This is a genomic window from Spirosoma profusum (assembly GCF_014699005.1).
In the GTDB taxonomy this organism is placed as follows: domain Bacteria; phylum Bacteroidota; class Bacteroidia; order Cytophagales; family Spirosomataceae; genus Spirosoma; species Spirosoma profusum.
This window is the reverse complement of the sequence record NZ_JACWZY010000016.1, coordinates 51,041-66,790: the sequence shown is the minus strand read 5'-3', so window position 1 is coordinate 66,790 and position 15,750 is coordinate 51,041. Positions and strand designations below refer to the sequence as shown.

The 15,750-nt window shown below is 47.9% G+C and carries 14 protein-coding genes; 7 read left to right on the top strand and 7 right to left on the bottom strand.

Annotated elements, in window-relative coordinates; genetic code table 11:
- The first annotated feature begins 455 nt into the window (after positions 1-455).
- Entirely contained in the window at positions 456-2,981 is a 2,526-nt protein-coding gene (gene priA / locus IC229_RS18585) for a replication restart helicase PriA (RefSeq protein ID WP_190888509.1), read from the top strand.
- Between the two features lie 55 nt (positions 2,982-3,036).
- Here the strand turns inward: priA and IC229_RS18580 are convergent, their stop codons facing one another.
- Positions 3,037-5,502 carry a beta strand repeat-containing protein gene (locus IC229_RS18580; protein ID WP_190888508.1) on the bottom strand — a complete coding sequence of 822 codons (2,466 nt, stop codon included), beginning with the start codon at positions 5,500-5,502 and terminating at the stop codon, positions 3,037-3,039.
- A gap of 304 nt (positions 5,503-5,806) precedes the next feature.
- Between IC229_RS18580 and pyk the strand changes: the two genes are divergently transcribed.
- Positions 5,807-7,243, top strand: a complete 1,437-nt coding sequence (pyk, locus tag IC229_RS18575) for a pyruvate kinase (protein WP_190888507.1) — start codon at positions 5,807-5,809, stop codon at positions 7,241-7,243.
- A gap of 46 nt (positions 7,244-7,289) precedes the next feature.
- Here the strand turns inward: pyk and IC229_RS18570 are convergent, their stop codons facing one another.
- Complete coding sequence (locus tag IC229_RS18570; RefSeq protein WP_190888506.1) at positions 7,290-7,916, bottom strand: 4'-phosphopantetheinyl transferase family protein; 627 nt, start codon at positions 7,914-7,916, stop codon at positions 7,290-7,292.
- 76 nt (positions 7,917-7,992) lie between these two features.
- Here IC229_RS18570 and IC229_RS18565 point away from each other — a divergent pair, with 76 nt between their 5' ends.
- From IC229_RS18565 to folB, 3 genes are all read left to right on the top strand, one after another.
- On the top strand, positions 7,993-8,895 hold the full coding sequence (locus IC229_RS18565) for a WD40 repeat domain-containing protein (protein ID WP_190888505.1): 903 nt from the start codon (positions 7,993-7,995) through the stop codon (positions 8,893-8,895).
- Positions 8,896-9,014: 119 nt separating this feature from the next.
- A complete protein-coding gene (locus IC229_RS18560) occupies positions 9,015-9,947 on the top strand; it encodes a DivIVA domain-containing protein (RefSeq protein WP_190888504.1) in 933 nt (310 codons plus the stop codon).
- A 58-nt stretch (positions 9,948-10,005) separates the two neighbouring features.
- On the top strand, positions 10,006-10,356 hold the full coding sequence (gene folB / locus IC229_RS18555) for a dihydroneopterin aldolase (protein WP_190888503.1): 351 nt from the start codon (positions 10,006-10,008) through the stop codon (positions 10,354-10,356).
- Between the two features lie 65 nt (positions 10,357-10,421).
- On the opposite strand, the gene ytxJ is transcribed toward folB, so the two are convergent.
- Both ytxJ and IC229_RS18545 read right to left on the bottom strand, forming a co-directional pair.
- Positions 10,422-10,751 carry a bacillithiol system redox-active protein YtxJ gene (ytxJ, locus tag IC229_RS18550; RefSeq protein ID WP_190888502.1) on the bottom strand — a complete coding sequence of 110 codons (330 nt, stop codon included), beginning with the start codon at positions 10,749-10,751 and terminating at the stop codon, positions 10,422-10,424.
- 55 nt (positions 10,752-10,806) lie between these two features.
- Positions 10,807-11,115: a phosphoribosylpyrophosphate synthetase gene (locus IC229_RS18545; protein ID WP_190888501.1), complete on the bottom strand. Its 309-nt coding sequence runs from the start codon at positions 11,113-11,115 to the stop codon at positions 10,807-10,809.
- Positions 11,116-11,174: 59 nt separating this feature from the next.
- Between IC229_RS18545 and IC229_RS18540 the strand changes: the two genes are divergently transcribed.
- Positions 11,175-12,446: a 3-deoxy-D-manno-octulosonic acid transferase gene (locus tag IC229_RS18540; RefSeq protein WP_190888500.1), complete on the top strand. Its 1,272-nt coding sequence runs from the start codon at positions 11,175-11,177 to the stop codon at positions 12,444-12,446.
- A 53-nt stretch (positions 12,447-12,499) separates the two neighbouring features.
- Positions 12,500-13,429 (top strand): ribosome small subunit-dependent GTPase A, encoded by a 930-nt coding sequence (rsgA, locus tag IC229_RS18535; protein WP_190888499.1) that lies wholly within the window; start codon positions 12,500-12,502, stop codon positions 13,427-13,429.
- Positions 13,430-13,493: 64 nt separating this feature from the next.
- On the opposite strand, the gene IC229_RS35345 is transcribed toward rsgA, so the two are convergent.
- From IC229_RS35345 to IC229_RS18525, 3 genes are all read right to left on the bottom strand, one after another.
- Positions 13,494-13,667, bottom strand: a complete 174-nt coding sequence (locus IC229_RS35345) for a hypothetical protein (protein WP_223834068.1) — start codon at positions 13,665-13,667, stop codon at positions 13,494-13,496.
- 92 nt (positions 13,668-13,759) lie between these two features.
- Positions 13,760-14,098: a hypothetical protein gene (locus tag IC229_RS35340; RefSeq protein WP_223834067.1), complete on the bottom strand. Its 339-nt coding sequence runs from the start codon at positions 14,096-14,098 to the stop codon at positions 13,760-13,762.
- 60 nt (positions 14,099-14,158) lie between these two features.
- A complete protein-coding gene (locus IC229_RS18525; RefSeq protein ID WP_190888498.1) occupies positions 14,159-15,550 on the bottom strand; it encodes a cystathionine beta-synthase in 1,392 nt (463 codons plus the stop codon).
- Between the last annotated feature and the right edge of the window lie 200 nt (positions 15,551-15,750).

The window sequence follows — 15,750 nt, the reverse complement described above, 5'->3', positions numbered from 1 at the left end:
CATCGACTGAGCACTAAACGGTGTTTTGTTTAACAAAATCTCTGCCAGATCGAACAAGATGATATCGTAACTTTCCAACCCTTTCTTTGGTCACTATCAGTATACTTATTCCCTGTTACGTTCACTTATTTGGCGTTTATAAGTTACTCCATTTGCGAATGTGGCGCGTCACGAATTCATGACTACTGCTTCATTTTTCGTATCGAAAAGAGGCTCCGTATCGTCAAAATTGATGCCAGAACGCTTCCTGATTGAAATTTCGGTCTATTGTTCCTCATACGTAACGAATGCGAAATAGATGATGGATTGCCTTTTTCAGAGTGCCCTTCAATGTGTAGCTTTGTAGATACGGCGCTCCTGATAGTACGTCTGACTGGCCAATTTGCATTCACACAAATCGTATCGCTCAGCCTTGTTTCCGGCAAACAATACGTAGTAAACACTCTGGATAAATCGTGGAAGATCAACTCAATACGTTGTTTGCAACATTTGATAGCGAGGAAGTTACGTTCTTCGCCGACTTGATTCTTCCGATTCCAGTGCCTCGATTATTCACGTACCGGGTTCCGAGAGGAATGGCCGATTTGGTTAAAATTGGTGCCCGGGTCATCGTTCCATTCGGAAAAAACAATAGTCGTGTTATGACCGCCATTGTGGCCCGACTGCATAATTCTCCACCTACTGCTTATCAGGCGCGTTACATCAGTGAAGTGCTCGACGAGTATCCTTTAGTGACTGGTTATCAGCTCGAGTTGTTCCGCTGGATGGCCGAATACTACATGTGCTGCGTGGGAGAAGTCATGAACGTAGCCTTACCGTCGGGACTTAAAATTTCGAGCCAGTCGAAAGTACAGTACAACCCCGATTTCGATTATCCTGAACTGCTGACCGAGTTCGAAGAAGTCCTTCTGACGGAATTGAAAAAACACCCGGCTCTGTCGTACGAAGAATTGGGCCGACTGGCTGGCGAAGGCAGCAACGTACCGGCCCTGATCAAATCGCTGGTGGGCAAGAAGGCCGTTATTGTTTTTGAGGAAGTGCGCGAAAAGTACATCCCGAAAATGATACGTAAGGTGCGGCTCCACACCAATTACGAGGAACGAGAGCAACTTCTGGTACTACTAAATCGGCTCGAAAAACTGCCGAAACAGCAGGAAGTGGTGATGCGCTACCTGCGGCACGTACCAGTCCAGATGAATCCGTCGCTCAACCAAAAAGGGCTCGACAAAACCATTCTGAATCAGGACGATGAGATTTCGCAGTCGTCGCTAACGACCCTCGTCAAAAACGGCGTATTTGAGACGTTCGAGATCATACAGCCACGCTTCTCCGATACGTTGTCGCCACAGGTTGAGATCAAACTTACTGATTACCAACGTAGTGCTTCGGAGAATATCATGAAGCAGTTCGAGCAGCAGAATATCGTTTTGCTGCACGGTATCACCGGAAGTGGTAAAACCGAAGTCTATATCGACCTGATTCAGCAGGCGCTGGCCAGTGGTACGCAGGTGCTTTATCTGCTTCCCGAAATCGCGCTGACGGCACAGATTGTAGTACGTCTGCAACGCGTCTTTGGGGATAAAATGGGGATTTATCACTCCAAATTTTCGGACAACGAACGAGTTGAAGTCTGGAAAGGCGTTGTATCTGGTCAGTATCAGTTTGTGGTTGGCGTCCGGTCGTCGGTGTTTCTGCCTTTCGACAATCTGGGGCTGATTATCGTTGATGAAGAACACGAAACCAGCTACAAACAGCACGACCCCGCCCCCCGCTACCACGCCCGCGACGTAGCGATGATGCTGGCTCACTGGCAGCAGGCCAAAGTGCTGCTTGGATCGGCCACGCCCTCTCTGGAAACGTATTACCAGGCCAAACTGGGTCGCTACGGATTAGTCGAATTGTTCCAGCGATTTGGCGATGCTACGTTACCCAACATCCTGCTGGTCAATACGCAGCAGGAAAAACGGCAGAAGCTTATGAAGCACGAGTTTTCGTCGGTTCTGTACACAGCGCTGGAAATGAATATGGAGCGTAAAGAGCAAAGCATCCTGTTCCAGAACCGACGCGGCTATTCGCCCTACATGCAATGCGAAGACTGTGACTGGACCGCCGAATGCAACAACTGCGCCGTCAGTCTGACGTATCACCAGCGCGATGCCGAACTACGTTGCCACTACTGCGGCCACAAAGATCCCGTACCACGTACCTGCCCGGCCTGTGGCTCCACCAAAGTACGTACCATCGGCTTCGGCACGGAGAAACTGGAAGATCAGTTGCAGATTTTCTTTCCGGGATCGCGGGTGCTACGTATGGACCTGGACACAACCCGCGCCAAAAACGCTTACCAACAGATTATTCAGGAGTTTGAAAGCGGGCAGGTCGATATTCTAGTCGGTACACAGATGATTACCAAAGGATTAGACTTTGACAATGTAAGTCTGGTCGGTATTTTCGATGCGGACCGACTCATCCATTTCCCGGATTTTCGCGCTACCGAACGGGCGTTTCAGATGTTGACGCAGGTGAGCGGTCGTGCGGGCCGTCGCGCCGGTCGGCAGGGAACAGTGCTCATTCAGACTGCTAATCCACAGCAGCCCATTCTGCAAAAAATTATCACGAATGATTACAAAGGGTTATTCGAAGAAGAGATTCAGGAACGTCAGGATTTTAACTACCCGCCTTTTTCGCGACTAATTAAACTAACGGTACGTCATACTGACAAAATCACCAGCAGTAAAGCAGCCCAACGCCTGGCCGATGAACTGACCGACGCCCTTGGCAGCAGCCGTGTTCTGGGACCGGAAGAACCATTGGTCGAGCGCATCCGAAATCAGTTTCTGTTCGATATTCTAGTCAAGATTGAACGCGATAAAGTAAATGTCAAAGCCGTTAAGAGTTATATTCAGGAACGTATCAACGACATCCTGACCGACAAAGGCTTACGCCAGGTCAGCATCATAGCCGATGTAGATTGTTTGTAAAGGGCAAATAACTGGATTGTGGCTAAGCCGCCATAATGACAACGTATCATTTCGATTATGGCGTGAGCGTAAGCTTCCCACCCAAACCATAGATCAAGCGCTGGTTCAGATCGAAACTAATCTTCTTCGCATTGGCAACGTAGCTGGCTGGAATAGTAATCACATGCTTTATCTGTAGCAGATCAGTACTTAAGGGCAATCGATTACAGGACCAGACACTAACATCATTCCAATTGCCCGTTTTAAGCGTATACATCCCACCCGTACTGGCATTGACCGTCAGACTAAACACGGCTGAGGTAACTGAATTACAGGCACCTGTCACGACTACCGAGTAAGACCCACTATTCGCAGTAGTTACCGCAGGCAGGGTCAACGTAGCAGTAGTGGCTGACGCTACGTTGGTAATGGCAGCACCATCTTTGTACCATTGATACGTGCTCACCGTTCCTGACGCGCTGACCGACACCGTAACCGCACTACCTTCACAAACGACGGAACTGGCGGCCGGCTGCTGTGTGATTCCCGCCAATGGCTGATTGAGACGAGTGACGCTGGTCTGAGACGTAGCACTACAACCGCTGGCGTTTGTCACAACCACCAAATACGTACCCGTCTGGCTGACTACGGCTGTAGACGTAGCACCGTTTTGGTTAAGTCCAGGCCCCGAGAAAGCGTAATTTATACCACCCGAAGCAGTTAGCGTTACGCTGGTCATAGAGCACGACAAAGGGCCGTTGTTCACCAACGTAGCATTGGGTGGAGAATTGACCGTGAGTGTAGCGTTTGATGAGCTAGCCGTACAGGAATTACCTGACGTTACCTTTACCGAATAATTCGTTGCAGCGTCACCCGCACCGACGTTGGTAAAAGTCAATTTGGACGTAGTGGCAGTGGACGTAATAGCGATGGTTGAGCCGTTGCCCGTATTCCCGTTGCTGAGTAACGTAGCGCCTTTATACCATTGAAAAGTTAGATTACCGCTTCCACTGGCTGTCGTAGAGAAGGAAGCCGTACCACCTACACAGGTAGCCACCGTAGCTGGCTGTGCGCTAAAGGTTGGTCCGGCATTAAGGATAATCGAAGCTCTGGCCGTTGCATCATTTGATGGTACGTTATCGGTCGCAGCGTTTACTGTAGCATTTCCTGCGCTATTGCCTGTAAACGTAGCAGTAGCTAATCCATTGCTCTGAATTGTAGACTGTGCATTGGAAATGCTGCCCAAGCTAGGTGTGAAACTAATAGACACCCCCGTAAAGGCAGATAGGTTGCTGGCGGCAATAACTGTCCCTGCTGAATTCGTCGTAAAACCCGCGCTGATGCCGACGCCATTGCCCGTACAGGCAGAATTATTGGCGGCCGTAGTACGTAGTTGCAGATAAGGTGTTGTGGTTAATACGCCCGAACTGCTACCCGTAATGCGATAAGCTTTATCGTTGCAACTGGCAGGTCCCCCGTTACAACCCCACCAGTTGTTGGCCGCATTGACACTGCCCTGCGTATCTGTCATAAACAACGCGCTGCCATTACCACTTCCGGACGTATTACCCACAAAGCGGTTATAGTTGATAGCGAATGTATTAGTAGGGCTGAATGAGTTCGTCGCTAAAATAGCACCACCCCACCCGTTTGCGCCTGGAGCACTGTTACTGATAAAGTTATTTTTAGTAATCGAAATGGATAAAGTCGGGATAGGTGGATTACTCGCTGAGTATCCTTGTGCCGCAACGATAATCGCTCCACCCTGACCATTTGTCCCTACTGAGTTATTACTAAATGTACTATTCGTGATCGATAAGGTGCCATTCGGATATGTGTATACATTATTAATACTGGAGCTGTAGGCAAAAAAGTTAATAGCACCACCCGCGTTCGCATTCGTAGAAACCGAGTTACCGGTAAACGTACATTGATCAATGGACAAAGTGCCACCGAACGTAAAAGCGATAGCCCCACCGCCTGTCGAACCCGCTACAGTAGGGTCAATCATATTATTTTGAAACACACAGTTCGTCAGGGTCAACGTATTGGTTGGACCACCTGCAACGATGGCGCCACCGCCGAACGTATCTGATTTCAGGCGACCATTGGTAAATTTGATACCTGTGATACTGGTTTGAATATTCGAGATTGTACCAGGTGGATTAATCATAAAAATGCGATCCTGATTGTTACCTGTACCAGCCATATTAATAATGGTACTGTTGGGGCCGGCACCATTGATGATTATATTCTGTGCCTTATTGCCAAATACAATGGCCCCTAAAGTAAGGTTGTAAGTTCCGGCGGGCACAGTAATCGTATGCGAGCCGCCTGCTGCATCAGCGGCTAGTATTGCTCCTCTTAAATTCACCGTACCGCTGGCAGACGTACCATCCATCGTTGTAGTGACAGTGTAATTCTGCGCCCTGCCAGACAGACTCAGCAATACAAAAAAGGCAATTCGAATGGCAATTGATACGTATTGTTTTACAGGCTTGGCATAACTCAGAAACTGAACAGGTAGAAATGTGTGGACCATAAGTAGTTGAGATAGACAGGAAGGATGATGACAAAGTCATACATAAAAGCGAAACAAAGACTTATTCTCCCTAAAAAAAGATAGTATTAACTCATTGGGATGGTTAAAAAAGCATTAAAGCTCTGATAAGCTTTTGTCAATTGCACCTGTCAACAAACCAATCGTCGTATGATATCTCAACGATTTGGCAAACGGGTTTATAGAACTATAACCGTAAAATTTCCGTAAACTCCACTGTTTATAAGCCCATCCGGTTATTTTTGCACCGGCTTTGTGCCCGATTTGCCCAATTTTTCTGCCCCTCATGTCTAAGAAAACCAAGATTGTTGCCACTATTGGACCGGCTTCCGAAACTAAAGAACAGTTGCTGGCGCTCGCCAAAGCTGGTGTGAACGTATTCCGGCTCAACTTTTCTCACGGTACTCACGAAGACCACCTCATGCGGCTTACGCGTATTCGCGAAATCAATGAGGAATATAACCTGAACCTTTGCATATTACAGGATTTACAAGGCCCTAAAATCCGCATTGGCAACGTCGAAAATAAAGATGGTGTTATGATTGTTCCCGGTCAGGAACTGGTCTTTACCAATGACGACGTACTGGGTACCGCCGAACGTGTGAGTACGCCGTATAAAGACATGTACAAAGACGTACATCCCGGCGAACGTATCCTGATGGACGACGGCAAACTGGAAGTGCGGGTGCTACGTACCGAGGGCACCGACGTAGTGACCGAAGTTGTTTATGGAGGGCCGATGAAATCGAAAAAGGGAGTAAATCTGCCAAACACGAAAGTTTCGATGCCGGCGGTTACCGAGAAAGACTGGGCCGATCTCGAATTTGGTCTTACGTACGATGTTGAATGGATTGCCCTGTCGTTTGTGCGGGAAGCGTCTGAAATCATTGAAATCAAGGAATATATCAAAGCGCAGGGTAAGAAAAGCCGCGTAGTAGCTAAAATCGAAAAGCCCGAAGCTATTCAGAATATTGATTCGATCATTGCAGCCACTGATGGCCTGATGGTTGCCCGTGGTGACCTCGGTGTGGAATTGCCCGCCGAAGAAGTGCCGATGATTCAGAAAATGCTGGTCGAGAAATGCAACAGGGCTGCCAAGCCAGTTATTGTGGCCACGCAAATGCTCGAAAGCATGATTGATGCCCCTCGCCCAACCCGCGCCGAAGTCAACGACATCGCCAATTCAGTAATGGATGGCGCCGACGCGGTGATGCTTAGCGCCGAAACTGCCTCGGGGAAATACCCCATTCTGGCGGTTGAAAGCATGGCCAATACTATTCTACAGGTAGAAGCAACCACCGATAAAATATATTATCGCTATCATGCTCACGTAAACGAAGAGCCGTCTCAGAACGTACTGAATGACAACGTAGTAATGAGTGCCTGCCGATTGGCGCGTGACACCAAAGCGAAGGCAATTATTGGTATCACAAATTCAGGTTATACGGCGGTACGTATTTCGCACCATCGTCCGAAGGCCGATTTGTTCGTATTCTCCAACGATGCGCAGCTACGTAACACGCTGGGATTATACTGGGGAGTGCAGGTGATGCCCTACGAACCCGACCTTAGCCTAACAGTCGATCAAACCGTAGACGGAATTAAACAAACGTTGGTTAGTCAGGGAAAACTACAATCCGGTGATATTTTTATCAATACGCTCAGTATGCCGCTAACACAGTCGCGCCGGACAAACACGGTGAAATTGAGTAAGGTAGATTAGAAGCTACGGAAGGCCCCGATAGCCTCCCGGCTGTCGGGGCCTTCCACTAATACGCTACCGCCAGCAAGCCCGGCCCAATACGAAAACAATTGATTTGTAGCCGTTCGGCGTGGTCTGGCAAACGCACATGACCGACAAGTTTTTCGGCTCCGTCAGCAAAAGGTTCTACGTGCAAATGCTCGCGAAACGTGAGCTGACGTTTTCCGTACAATTTATACAGCGCTTCCTTAGCACACCAATACACAGCCAGGCGATTGGGATCGCCCTGGGCATCTACGATTTCACTTTCCGACAAAACACGCGGTACAACTCGTTTGAACTGCTCGCGAATAGGCTCAATGTCAATACCCACCGGCCGCGATCGATGCAATACAGCAGCAGCCCAGCCACCCGTATGCGACAGCGAAATATGCCAGGGCGAGTCAATCAGATACGGTTTACCGAACTCGTCTTTCTGCAATCCTGAATAGTTTAGCCCCTGCGCCTGCACCAGTTGCTGAATGGCTACCCGGCATGCCAACCACTCGATACGTTGCGCAGGATGAGTGATTAATGCCAATTCCTCCTCTTCCGCAACCGTAAGCGGCAGATGTGAACGTAGCGTCGGTTCATCTTCGGTAATGGATCGAAGTGTAGCTATGCAGTCTGAATGAATGTCTAATTGAAAAGTCACAAATCAAAAGTCGGAAGTAGCTGGACAAAATGAAAGGTTTCGCGACCTTTGGTGGCAACTTACTCCAATTTATCGAGTGATAGTAGAAAAAATCGATACGTTCGGTGGCCACCGTGATTGTGTGTACAGCCTGGAACGAGGCCCTTCACCGGATCAATTCTTCTCAGCGGGAGGAGACGGTCAAGTGGTACGTTGGAATTTAAACCGACCCGACCTGGGCGATTTAGTAGCCAGTATACCTGCGTCCGTATATGCCCTCGCGTTTCAGCCCGATGCAGGCCTGTTGTGGATTGGTCAGAATTATGAAGGCCTTCACATTGTAGACCCGATTCAGAAACGAGAGATAAACTCAGTAAAGCTAACGACAGCCGCTATTTTCGACATAAAACTCTATAAAGACGATGCCTTTGTAGCGCTGGCCGATGGTGTTCTTGCCATCCTTGATGTGAACCAGTTAGTAGTTCGTAAACACATAAAAGCGTCGAGTCAATCAGCGCGTTGCATTACCATCAATCCAGTCGAGCGTGAGTTTGCCGTGGGCTACAGCGATAATATGGTACGTATCTTCGATCTGGAAACGTATACCCTGAAACGTACGTTAACAGCGCATACCAATTCCGTATTCACAGTATCCTATTCGCCTGATTTTCGCTACCTTCTTACAGCCGGTCGCGATGCACATATGAAGGTTTGGGATGTAGAGAACAATTACGTATTACAACAGGACGTAGTGGCCCACATGTTTGCCATTAACCATCTGGCTTTCAGCAGCGACGGTCGCCTATTTGCTACGGCCAGCATGGACAAATCCGTTAAGATATGGGATGCTGAAACGTATCGTTTGGTCAAGGTTGTCGACAAGGCACGCCACGCCGGTCATGGTACGTCGGTCAACAAAATACTGTGGACCGGGCAACCGGAGCTGCTTCTGTCGGCCAGCGACGACCGGACAATTTCGGTATGGAAATTGATAAACTAATTTTGATTCATACGACAATCGCTCAATTTTCTGGCTATTTGTTGTAAAATCCGTAATATGGACGTTATTTCACCTTGTACGAGCAAATTAGCTCTAAAACCAAACCCTGGAGCGCACCAATGAAAATTACGCCCATCGAAATCCGGCAGCACACATTTGAGAAGGCGTTGCGCGGGTATAAACCAGATGACGTTGACGCTTTCCTGATTTCATTATCGCAGGAATGGGAACGCGTAACCGGTGAACAAAAGATGTTAAAAATGCAGCTTGAACTGGCGGAGAAAGAGCTAAACAAGCTGAAAGAAGTAGAAATGACCCTGTTCCGTACGCTCAAATCAGCTGAAGATACAAGCGCCCAGATCGCTGAACAGGCGAATAGAGCTGGTGAACAGAAAATAGCAGAAGCCCAGCAGAAAGCTGACGAAATCACGGCAGAAGCCCGAAAAAAAGCCGCCCTGCTCGTTCAGGATGCCGAAAATCAGGCCCGTTACCTGAAAGATAATATCATTAACGACCTTAAATCGCTGGAGCACGATTTCAAAGCGCTGGAGGGTTATAAAGACAATCTAGCCCTTCAGATTCGTACACTGGCCAACAATGCAGTCGACAGTGTGGAACGATTCGAGAAGAAATTTGCACGGCAAAATTTAAAAGGGAAAATCGAGGAAGTGACAGGCCAGATTCACGAGGAAATTAAGGCTGAAAACGAAAAAGCAGCAAAAACGGCTAAAGCGAAACCTGTTGAAACTCCAACAGAGCCCGAGACAGCGGAGGCTCAGGCCGAACCCGTTGCTGATCTGCCCCCGCTGACCGAACGCGAAGATTCTATACCCGAAGCGATTCCAGTGGATGAAGCCGTTGTCGACAAACTCGATGAAGCTATTGAGCACTCGCAGGAGGAACAACCTCAGCAGCAAGCTATACAGGAACCAATCGCCGAAACCGAGACGTCTGTTGAACAACACACGCCTGAATCTGAACTAGCCGAAGCCAACACTCCCGAACCCGAAGAACAACCTAAAAAAGGCGGTTCGTTTTTCGATCAGATTTAACTCACCGTTGCTACGTCAGCCAGTAAAACGTATCGGCCCGACGTAGCAGTTGCCTCGTATGGGAACAATTGCGTTAGAAGGACTTGAATTTTTCTCCTATCATGGTTTTTATGATGAGGAGCAGAAAATCGGCAACAAATATTCCGTAGATATCATTGTCACGGCCGACTTTTCAGAAGCCGCCCGACGCGACCGGCTCAGTGCTACGGTCAATTATGAAGATTTGTATCGCATTACGGCGACTGTCATGAAGAAACCCGCCCGCTTACTCGAACACGTAGCACACCAGATTATTCAGGAAATTCGCACAAAATACGCTGACCTTCAGAGCGTTGAAGTTAGCGTATCAAAATTCAACCCACCCATCGGTGGCGTCTGTCACCGCGCCAGAATTACGCTGAAGGAGTAAAAATAGTTGTCAGTCGCCAACGTCAATTTCTGACGACTATTGACTAACCACTAGCAACTATTTTTCTATACCGCCTGCTGCAAACCGGCAAATGAAATCGCCATGTGCGAGGCATCGTATACGCACTCGCCGTTACGTATTAGAAGCACCTGAGGAGATTCATGATGAACGCCAAACTCGTTTGCTACGTTATTCGAAGCTCGCCGATTGGCTAATAAATCGAGATAATACGGCTTTACACCAAGCTGATCGCTCCAGTTACGTTCCATCCGGCTAAGTGCCATAGCGCTGATCGAGCAACTGGTACTGTGCTTGAAAATCAGGATGGGCTGTTCCGCCGATTCTTCTTTGATAACGTCGAGTTGAGTATCGTTTGTTAATTTATTCCAATTCATTGCCTTAACAACTATTCTGTTGATAGTAAAGCAGTTTTTTTGCTTGAAAAGTTCGTCATTCGTCCTGTCGAACCCGCAGCTTCCCAGCCATTTCAGGCGAGATGGCTTCCGAATAAGGCCCGTAAGCGTCCACTAACGTACCACGTTGGCCATCTTTAGCTTCAATAGCGTAAAGAACAGTCTCGTCGCCGGGGTCGGTCATACCTTCGAAACGGTACACATCCACAATATCAAAATCACTGGGATTCAATTCAATATCATCCTGCTGGCATTTCAGACAAGTTTCTTTCAGATTGTAATCTCGTGTAAAGCCTTGTTGGCGGAGTCCTTCGAGGGCTTCGGTTAGTGTGTCGTAAGTTTGCATGAATGGAGGATTTGCGGGTGAGTTCGTAGCTTTGTCACTATAACTAATCACGTATTCGCTTGGTTTCAGGATTCTATAATGCCGGTATTGCAGTGTATCAGGGGTTGTTGCGACTGGCGGCTCCCTTCAACCAAAAAGCGCAGCAGTGGGTAACTGGTCGACGTAACTGGCAGTCAACGTTGAACTCCTTCCTGGCCGGAAATGCGTTTCCAATTGTTTGGTTTCATGCTGCTTCATTGGGCGAATTTGAGCAGGGACGACCGGTGATGGAAGCATTTCGAGAACAATATCCCAACTATAAAATTCTGCTCACGTTTTTCTCCCCTTCCGGTTATGAAGTACGAAAAAACTACGCTGGAGCCGATTACGTTCTGTATTTGCCAGCCGATACGCCGGCCAACGCTCGGGAGTTCGTCCGGTTGGTAAAGCCCGAAATGGTTTTTTTCATCAAGTACGAATTCTGGTACAATTACCTTCACGAACTGCGCAAACGTAACATTCCTATCATTTCGTTCTCTACTATCTTTCGGCCAAATCAGCTTTTTTTTCGGGAGCTAGGCCCGATTTCTCAATTCTACAAAAGCCTGCTGGGTTATTTCGATCACATTCTGGTGCAGAATCAGGAATCGGTCGATTTACTGGCTTCTATTGGCATGACCAACGTAACACTAGCTGGCGATACCCGCTTCGACCGGGTCGCGCACGTAGCGTCGACCAAAAAAGATATTCCGATTGCGCAGGCGTTCAAAAGTGAAACACCACTACTGGTCGTCGGCAGCGCATGGCAGGCCGACATGGCAATTTTACTGCCTTTCATCAATCAGTTCGATAAACCGCTAAAAGTTATCATCGCTCCCCACGAAATCCACGACGATGAAATTGAACGCTGGCGGTCGCAACTGACAAAAACATCGATTCGTTTTTCGCAGACCAACGTAGCAGACGCTCAAACCGCCGACGTACTATTTATTGATAATATTGGCATGCTTTCGTCGCTTTATCAGTACGGCGAATTTGCCCATATTGGCGGTGCTTTCGGCAAAGGGCTGCATAACATTCTGGAAGCCGCTACGTTCGGTATGCCGCTGTTTTTCGGCCCGAATTACACCAAATTTCAGGAAGCTGTGGATTTGATCAAGGAAGGAGCTGCGTTTCCAGTTCGTGATACGTCAGAATTCCAGACCGCTTTTGTAAAGCAGTACGAAAACCCGTCAGAAGCCACTCTTATCAGTCGACACTACGTCCTGCGGAACATTGGCGCGACGGAGAAGGTTATGGATGTGGTAAAAAAAATAATGAGCGAAAGAATGAAAGAGCGAAAGAGCGAATAAACCACGCACTAGCTATTTTTCTTCGCTCTTTCACTCTTTCATTCTTTCACTCTTTGGATTACACTGGTTTAGTTATACGCTCTACGGGTTCCTGGTACGATGTTCGTGACACGGACGGTCATGTGTATCAGGCTCGGTTGCCGGGCAAATTCAAAATGAAAGGTATGAAAGTTACCAACCCGATTGCTGTTGGGGATAAGGTGGCTTTCGAGGTCGAAGATGAAGCCGAAAATACAGCGGTCATCAACGATATTGCCCCGCGCGAGAATTACATTATTCGGCAGTCGGTGCATAAAACGGCGCACGGTCATATTCTGGCGGCTAACCTCGACCAGGCTGTGCTACTCGCTACGTTGACACTCCCCCGTACTTCCCTGGGTTTTATCGACCGGTTTCTGGTATCGGCAGAGTCATTCCGGATTCCAACGGCGGTTGTCTTCAATAAGACCGACATCCTGAACGAGGAAGGGCTGGCCTTTCAGCAGGAAATCATGGACATGTACGAACGTATCGGTTATACGTGCCTGGCTACGTCGGCTACCGAAGGTGAAGGCGTCGATACGTTCCGGCAACTGCTTGACCATAAAGTCACGTTGTTGTCGGGGCATTCGGGCGTAGGAAAATCGTCTTTGGTGAATGCAATCTCACCGAATCTTAACCTACGTACCAATGAGGTATCGACCTTCGCCAACAAAGGCGTTCATACCACTACGTTCGCCGAGATGTTTGAGTTAGCTCCCAATACGTTCATTATCGATACGCCAGGGATAAAAGAGTTGGGATTAATTGATACGGAGAGAGAAGAAATTAGTCATTACTTCCCCGAAATGCGCGACCGGCTGAACGAATGCCGTTTTCACAACTGCCTGCATATCAACGAGCCTGGCTGCGCCATTAAAGACGCCGTTGCCGAAGGTGACATTGCCGAAAGCCGGTATATGAGTTACCTGAGTATGATGGACGGCAGCGACAACCGTAGGTGAAGTATGATATAGGATGTATGATGTATTTGGGCACTACATACATTATACATCCCATATCATACTTCTAAATCGCTCCTTCTTCGATCAGGATGTTTGCTACGTTCAACGTTACATTGTCGAGCACAGGAACGGTAGCATCCCAGTTTAAAGTAAGCCAGTCTTCGCCTTTTGTAGCGACAATTACTTTTCGGGATTGGGTAGTGATCCAGATGACGCGCTCCATGCCGAAATCGAGCATGGCCTGCGTTTTCTGATGGATGTAATCCTGCTCCCAGGCAGGGAATGCTTCAAGGTCTATTTTAATATCAACCTCCGCAACGACCTTTGGCGCTACGTCGAAGAATTTCCCTTAACTGTTACGTCCTCTTTTGCATAGCTGGCGATATCATTTGATAAATTACCGCCTAATTGTAGGTGTAAAGATGGTTCGTTGGTTACTACCCAATAAACTTTTCGGTTGATCTGATTATAGAGATAACCGTGTAATGCTGATACAATAATGGCCTGTAGGTCACTGCAACCCATGATTTCGCCGGGAGTTTTTCGTTTCGCTACTACCTCCTTATAGCCCTTTCTGTAGAGAGAGCATCCATTGAGCGTTTTGTAAATTAAGTAGGAAGGTATTTGCTGCGAGGCTGCAAGTTCCGGGGTTGCTGCTTCTGATTCCATAGCTTTATGGTTTCTGCAATACTACGAATTTCTATGATTTGTTTACTAAAAAAATATTTCTCAACTCGTCATAGCTGCCAGCAAATCAGCCTGAGTGATAATGTGTACCTGTTCTTTCTCGTCGCGGACGAGCAGGGCTTTGTTGTCGCGGTCGATGAGCGATGAGAGGGCGTCGATAGTATTATCCAAGCCAACAAACTTGAAGGGTTTATCCATTACGTCACTGACGGAATGTTCTTTTATGGTAGGGTCTTCAATCAGTTTATTTAGAATAGTTGAATCGGTCAGGCTGCCGACAATGTGCCCTCCTGCGTCGGTAACCGGAATCTGCGAAATGCCGTATCTATTCAGAATATGAATCGCCTGACTGACTGATACGTCAGAACCCACCGTTGTTAGCGATGAATGTCGACTATTGCCATTGCTGTCTTTATGATGAATGATGTCGCGAGCCGTTTTAAAGGCGCGATCTTCCAGAAAGCCGTGGTCTTTCATCCACGTATCGTTGTAGATTTTGGCGAGGTAACGCGTGCCGTGGTCGGGTAGTAAGATTACCATTACGTCGCTGTCTGTCAGGTGCTCACGTGCCCACTCCAGCGCACCATGAACCGCCGTACCACACGACCAACCCACAAATAAACCCTCCTCGCGCGACAACCGACGAGCCATAATGGCGGCATCTTTATCGGTCACTTTCACAAAGTGATCAATTAAACTGAAATCGACGTTCTGTGGCAGAATGTCTTCGCCGATGCCCTCGGTCATGTATGGGTAAATTTCGCCTTCATCGAAAATGCCCGTTTCCTTGTATTTCTTGAACACCGACCCATACGTATCGAGTCCGATTGACACTACGTTCGGATTCTGTTCTTTCAGGAATTTCGACGTACCGCAGATGGTTCCACCCGTACCTACCCCAGCCGCGAAGTGCGTGATTTTGCCGTCGGTATCGCGCCAGATTTCGGGACCGGTGGTCTCGTAGTGGGCGGCTGTATTGGACAGGTTATCGTACTGATTTGGATACAGCGAATTTGGAATATCGCGGTTGAGTTTTTTAGCGACAGAATAGTACGAACGAGGATCGTCGGGCGCTACGTTGGTTGGGCACACAACCACTTCAGCTCCAACTGCCCGCAGAATGTCAATCTTTTCTTTCGACTGCTTGTCGGCCATTGTGAAAATGCATTTATAGCCTTTCCCGACGGCTGCCAATGCCAGCCCCATTCCAGTATTCCCACTTGTGCCTTCGATAATTGTACCACCAGGTTTGATAATGCCCTTCGCTTCGGCGTCTTCAATCATCCGAATCGCGATTCGATCTTTCACAGAATTACCTGGGTTGAAGTATTCAACTTTTGCCAGAATCGTTCCGGGGACGCCCTTCGCTACTTTATTTAATTTAACAAGGGGGGTATTGCCTATTGTGTCGATGATGGAATTGTAGACATTCATAATTGCTACGTTGGTTAGGGTTCACCTATGGTTCTGTACCAGAATTAACGTCTGAATCAGTGGCTTCGTTTGATTCACTACTACGTTTCGCCCAAAAGAGAAAGGTTTTAGACAATACGTTAGCTAATAACCAGCTTACCAGTAGCCTTTTAGGCAAACAACAGCTGTTTTGGGGCAACGTAGCAATAGAGCCTAAAACA

Bases quoted from the DNA above. Each gene is read 5' to 3' on its own strand.
- IC229_RS18580 (WP_190888508.1), bottom strand. From the start codon at position 5,502: ATGGTCCACACATTTCTACCTGTTCAGTTTCTGAGTTATGCCAAGCCT.
- folB (WP_190888503.1), top strand. From the start codon at position 10,006: ATGGGAACAATTGCGTTAGAAGGACTTGAATTTTTCTCCTATCATGGT.
- IC229_RS18545 (WP_190888501.1), bottom strand. From the start codon at position 11,115: ATGCAAACTTACGACACACTAACCGAAGCCCTCGAAGGACTCCGCCAA.
- IC229_RS35340 (WP_223834067.1), bottom strand. From the start codon at position 14,098: ATGGAATCAGAAGCAGCAACCCCGGAACTTGCAGCCTCGCAGCAAATA.
- IC229_RS18560 (WP_190888504.1), top strand. From the start codon at position 9,015: ATGAAAATTACGCCCATCGAAATCCGGCAGCACACATTTGAGAAGGCG.
- pyk (WP_190888507.1), top strand. From the start codon at position 5,807: ATGTCTAAGAAAACCAAGATTGTTGCCACTATTGGACCGGCTTCCGAA.
- IC229_RS35345 (WP_223834068.1), bottom strand. From the start codon at position 13,667: ATGCTCGATTTCGGCATGGAGCGCGTCATCTGGATCACTACCCAATCC.
- IC229_RS18525 (WP_190888498.1), bottom strand. From the start codon at position 15,550: ATGAATGTCTACAATTCCATCATCGACACAATAGGCAATACCCCCCTT.
- ytxJ (WP_190888502.1), bottom strand. From the start codon at position 10,751: ATGAATTGGAATAAATTAACAAACGATACTCAACTCGACGTTATCAAA.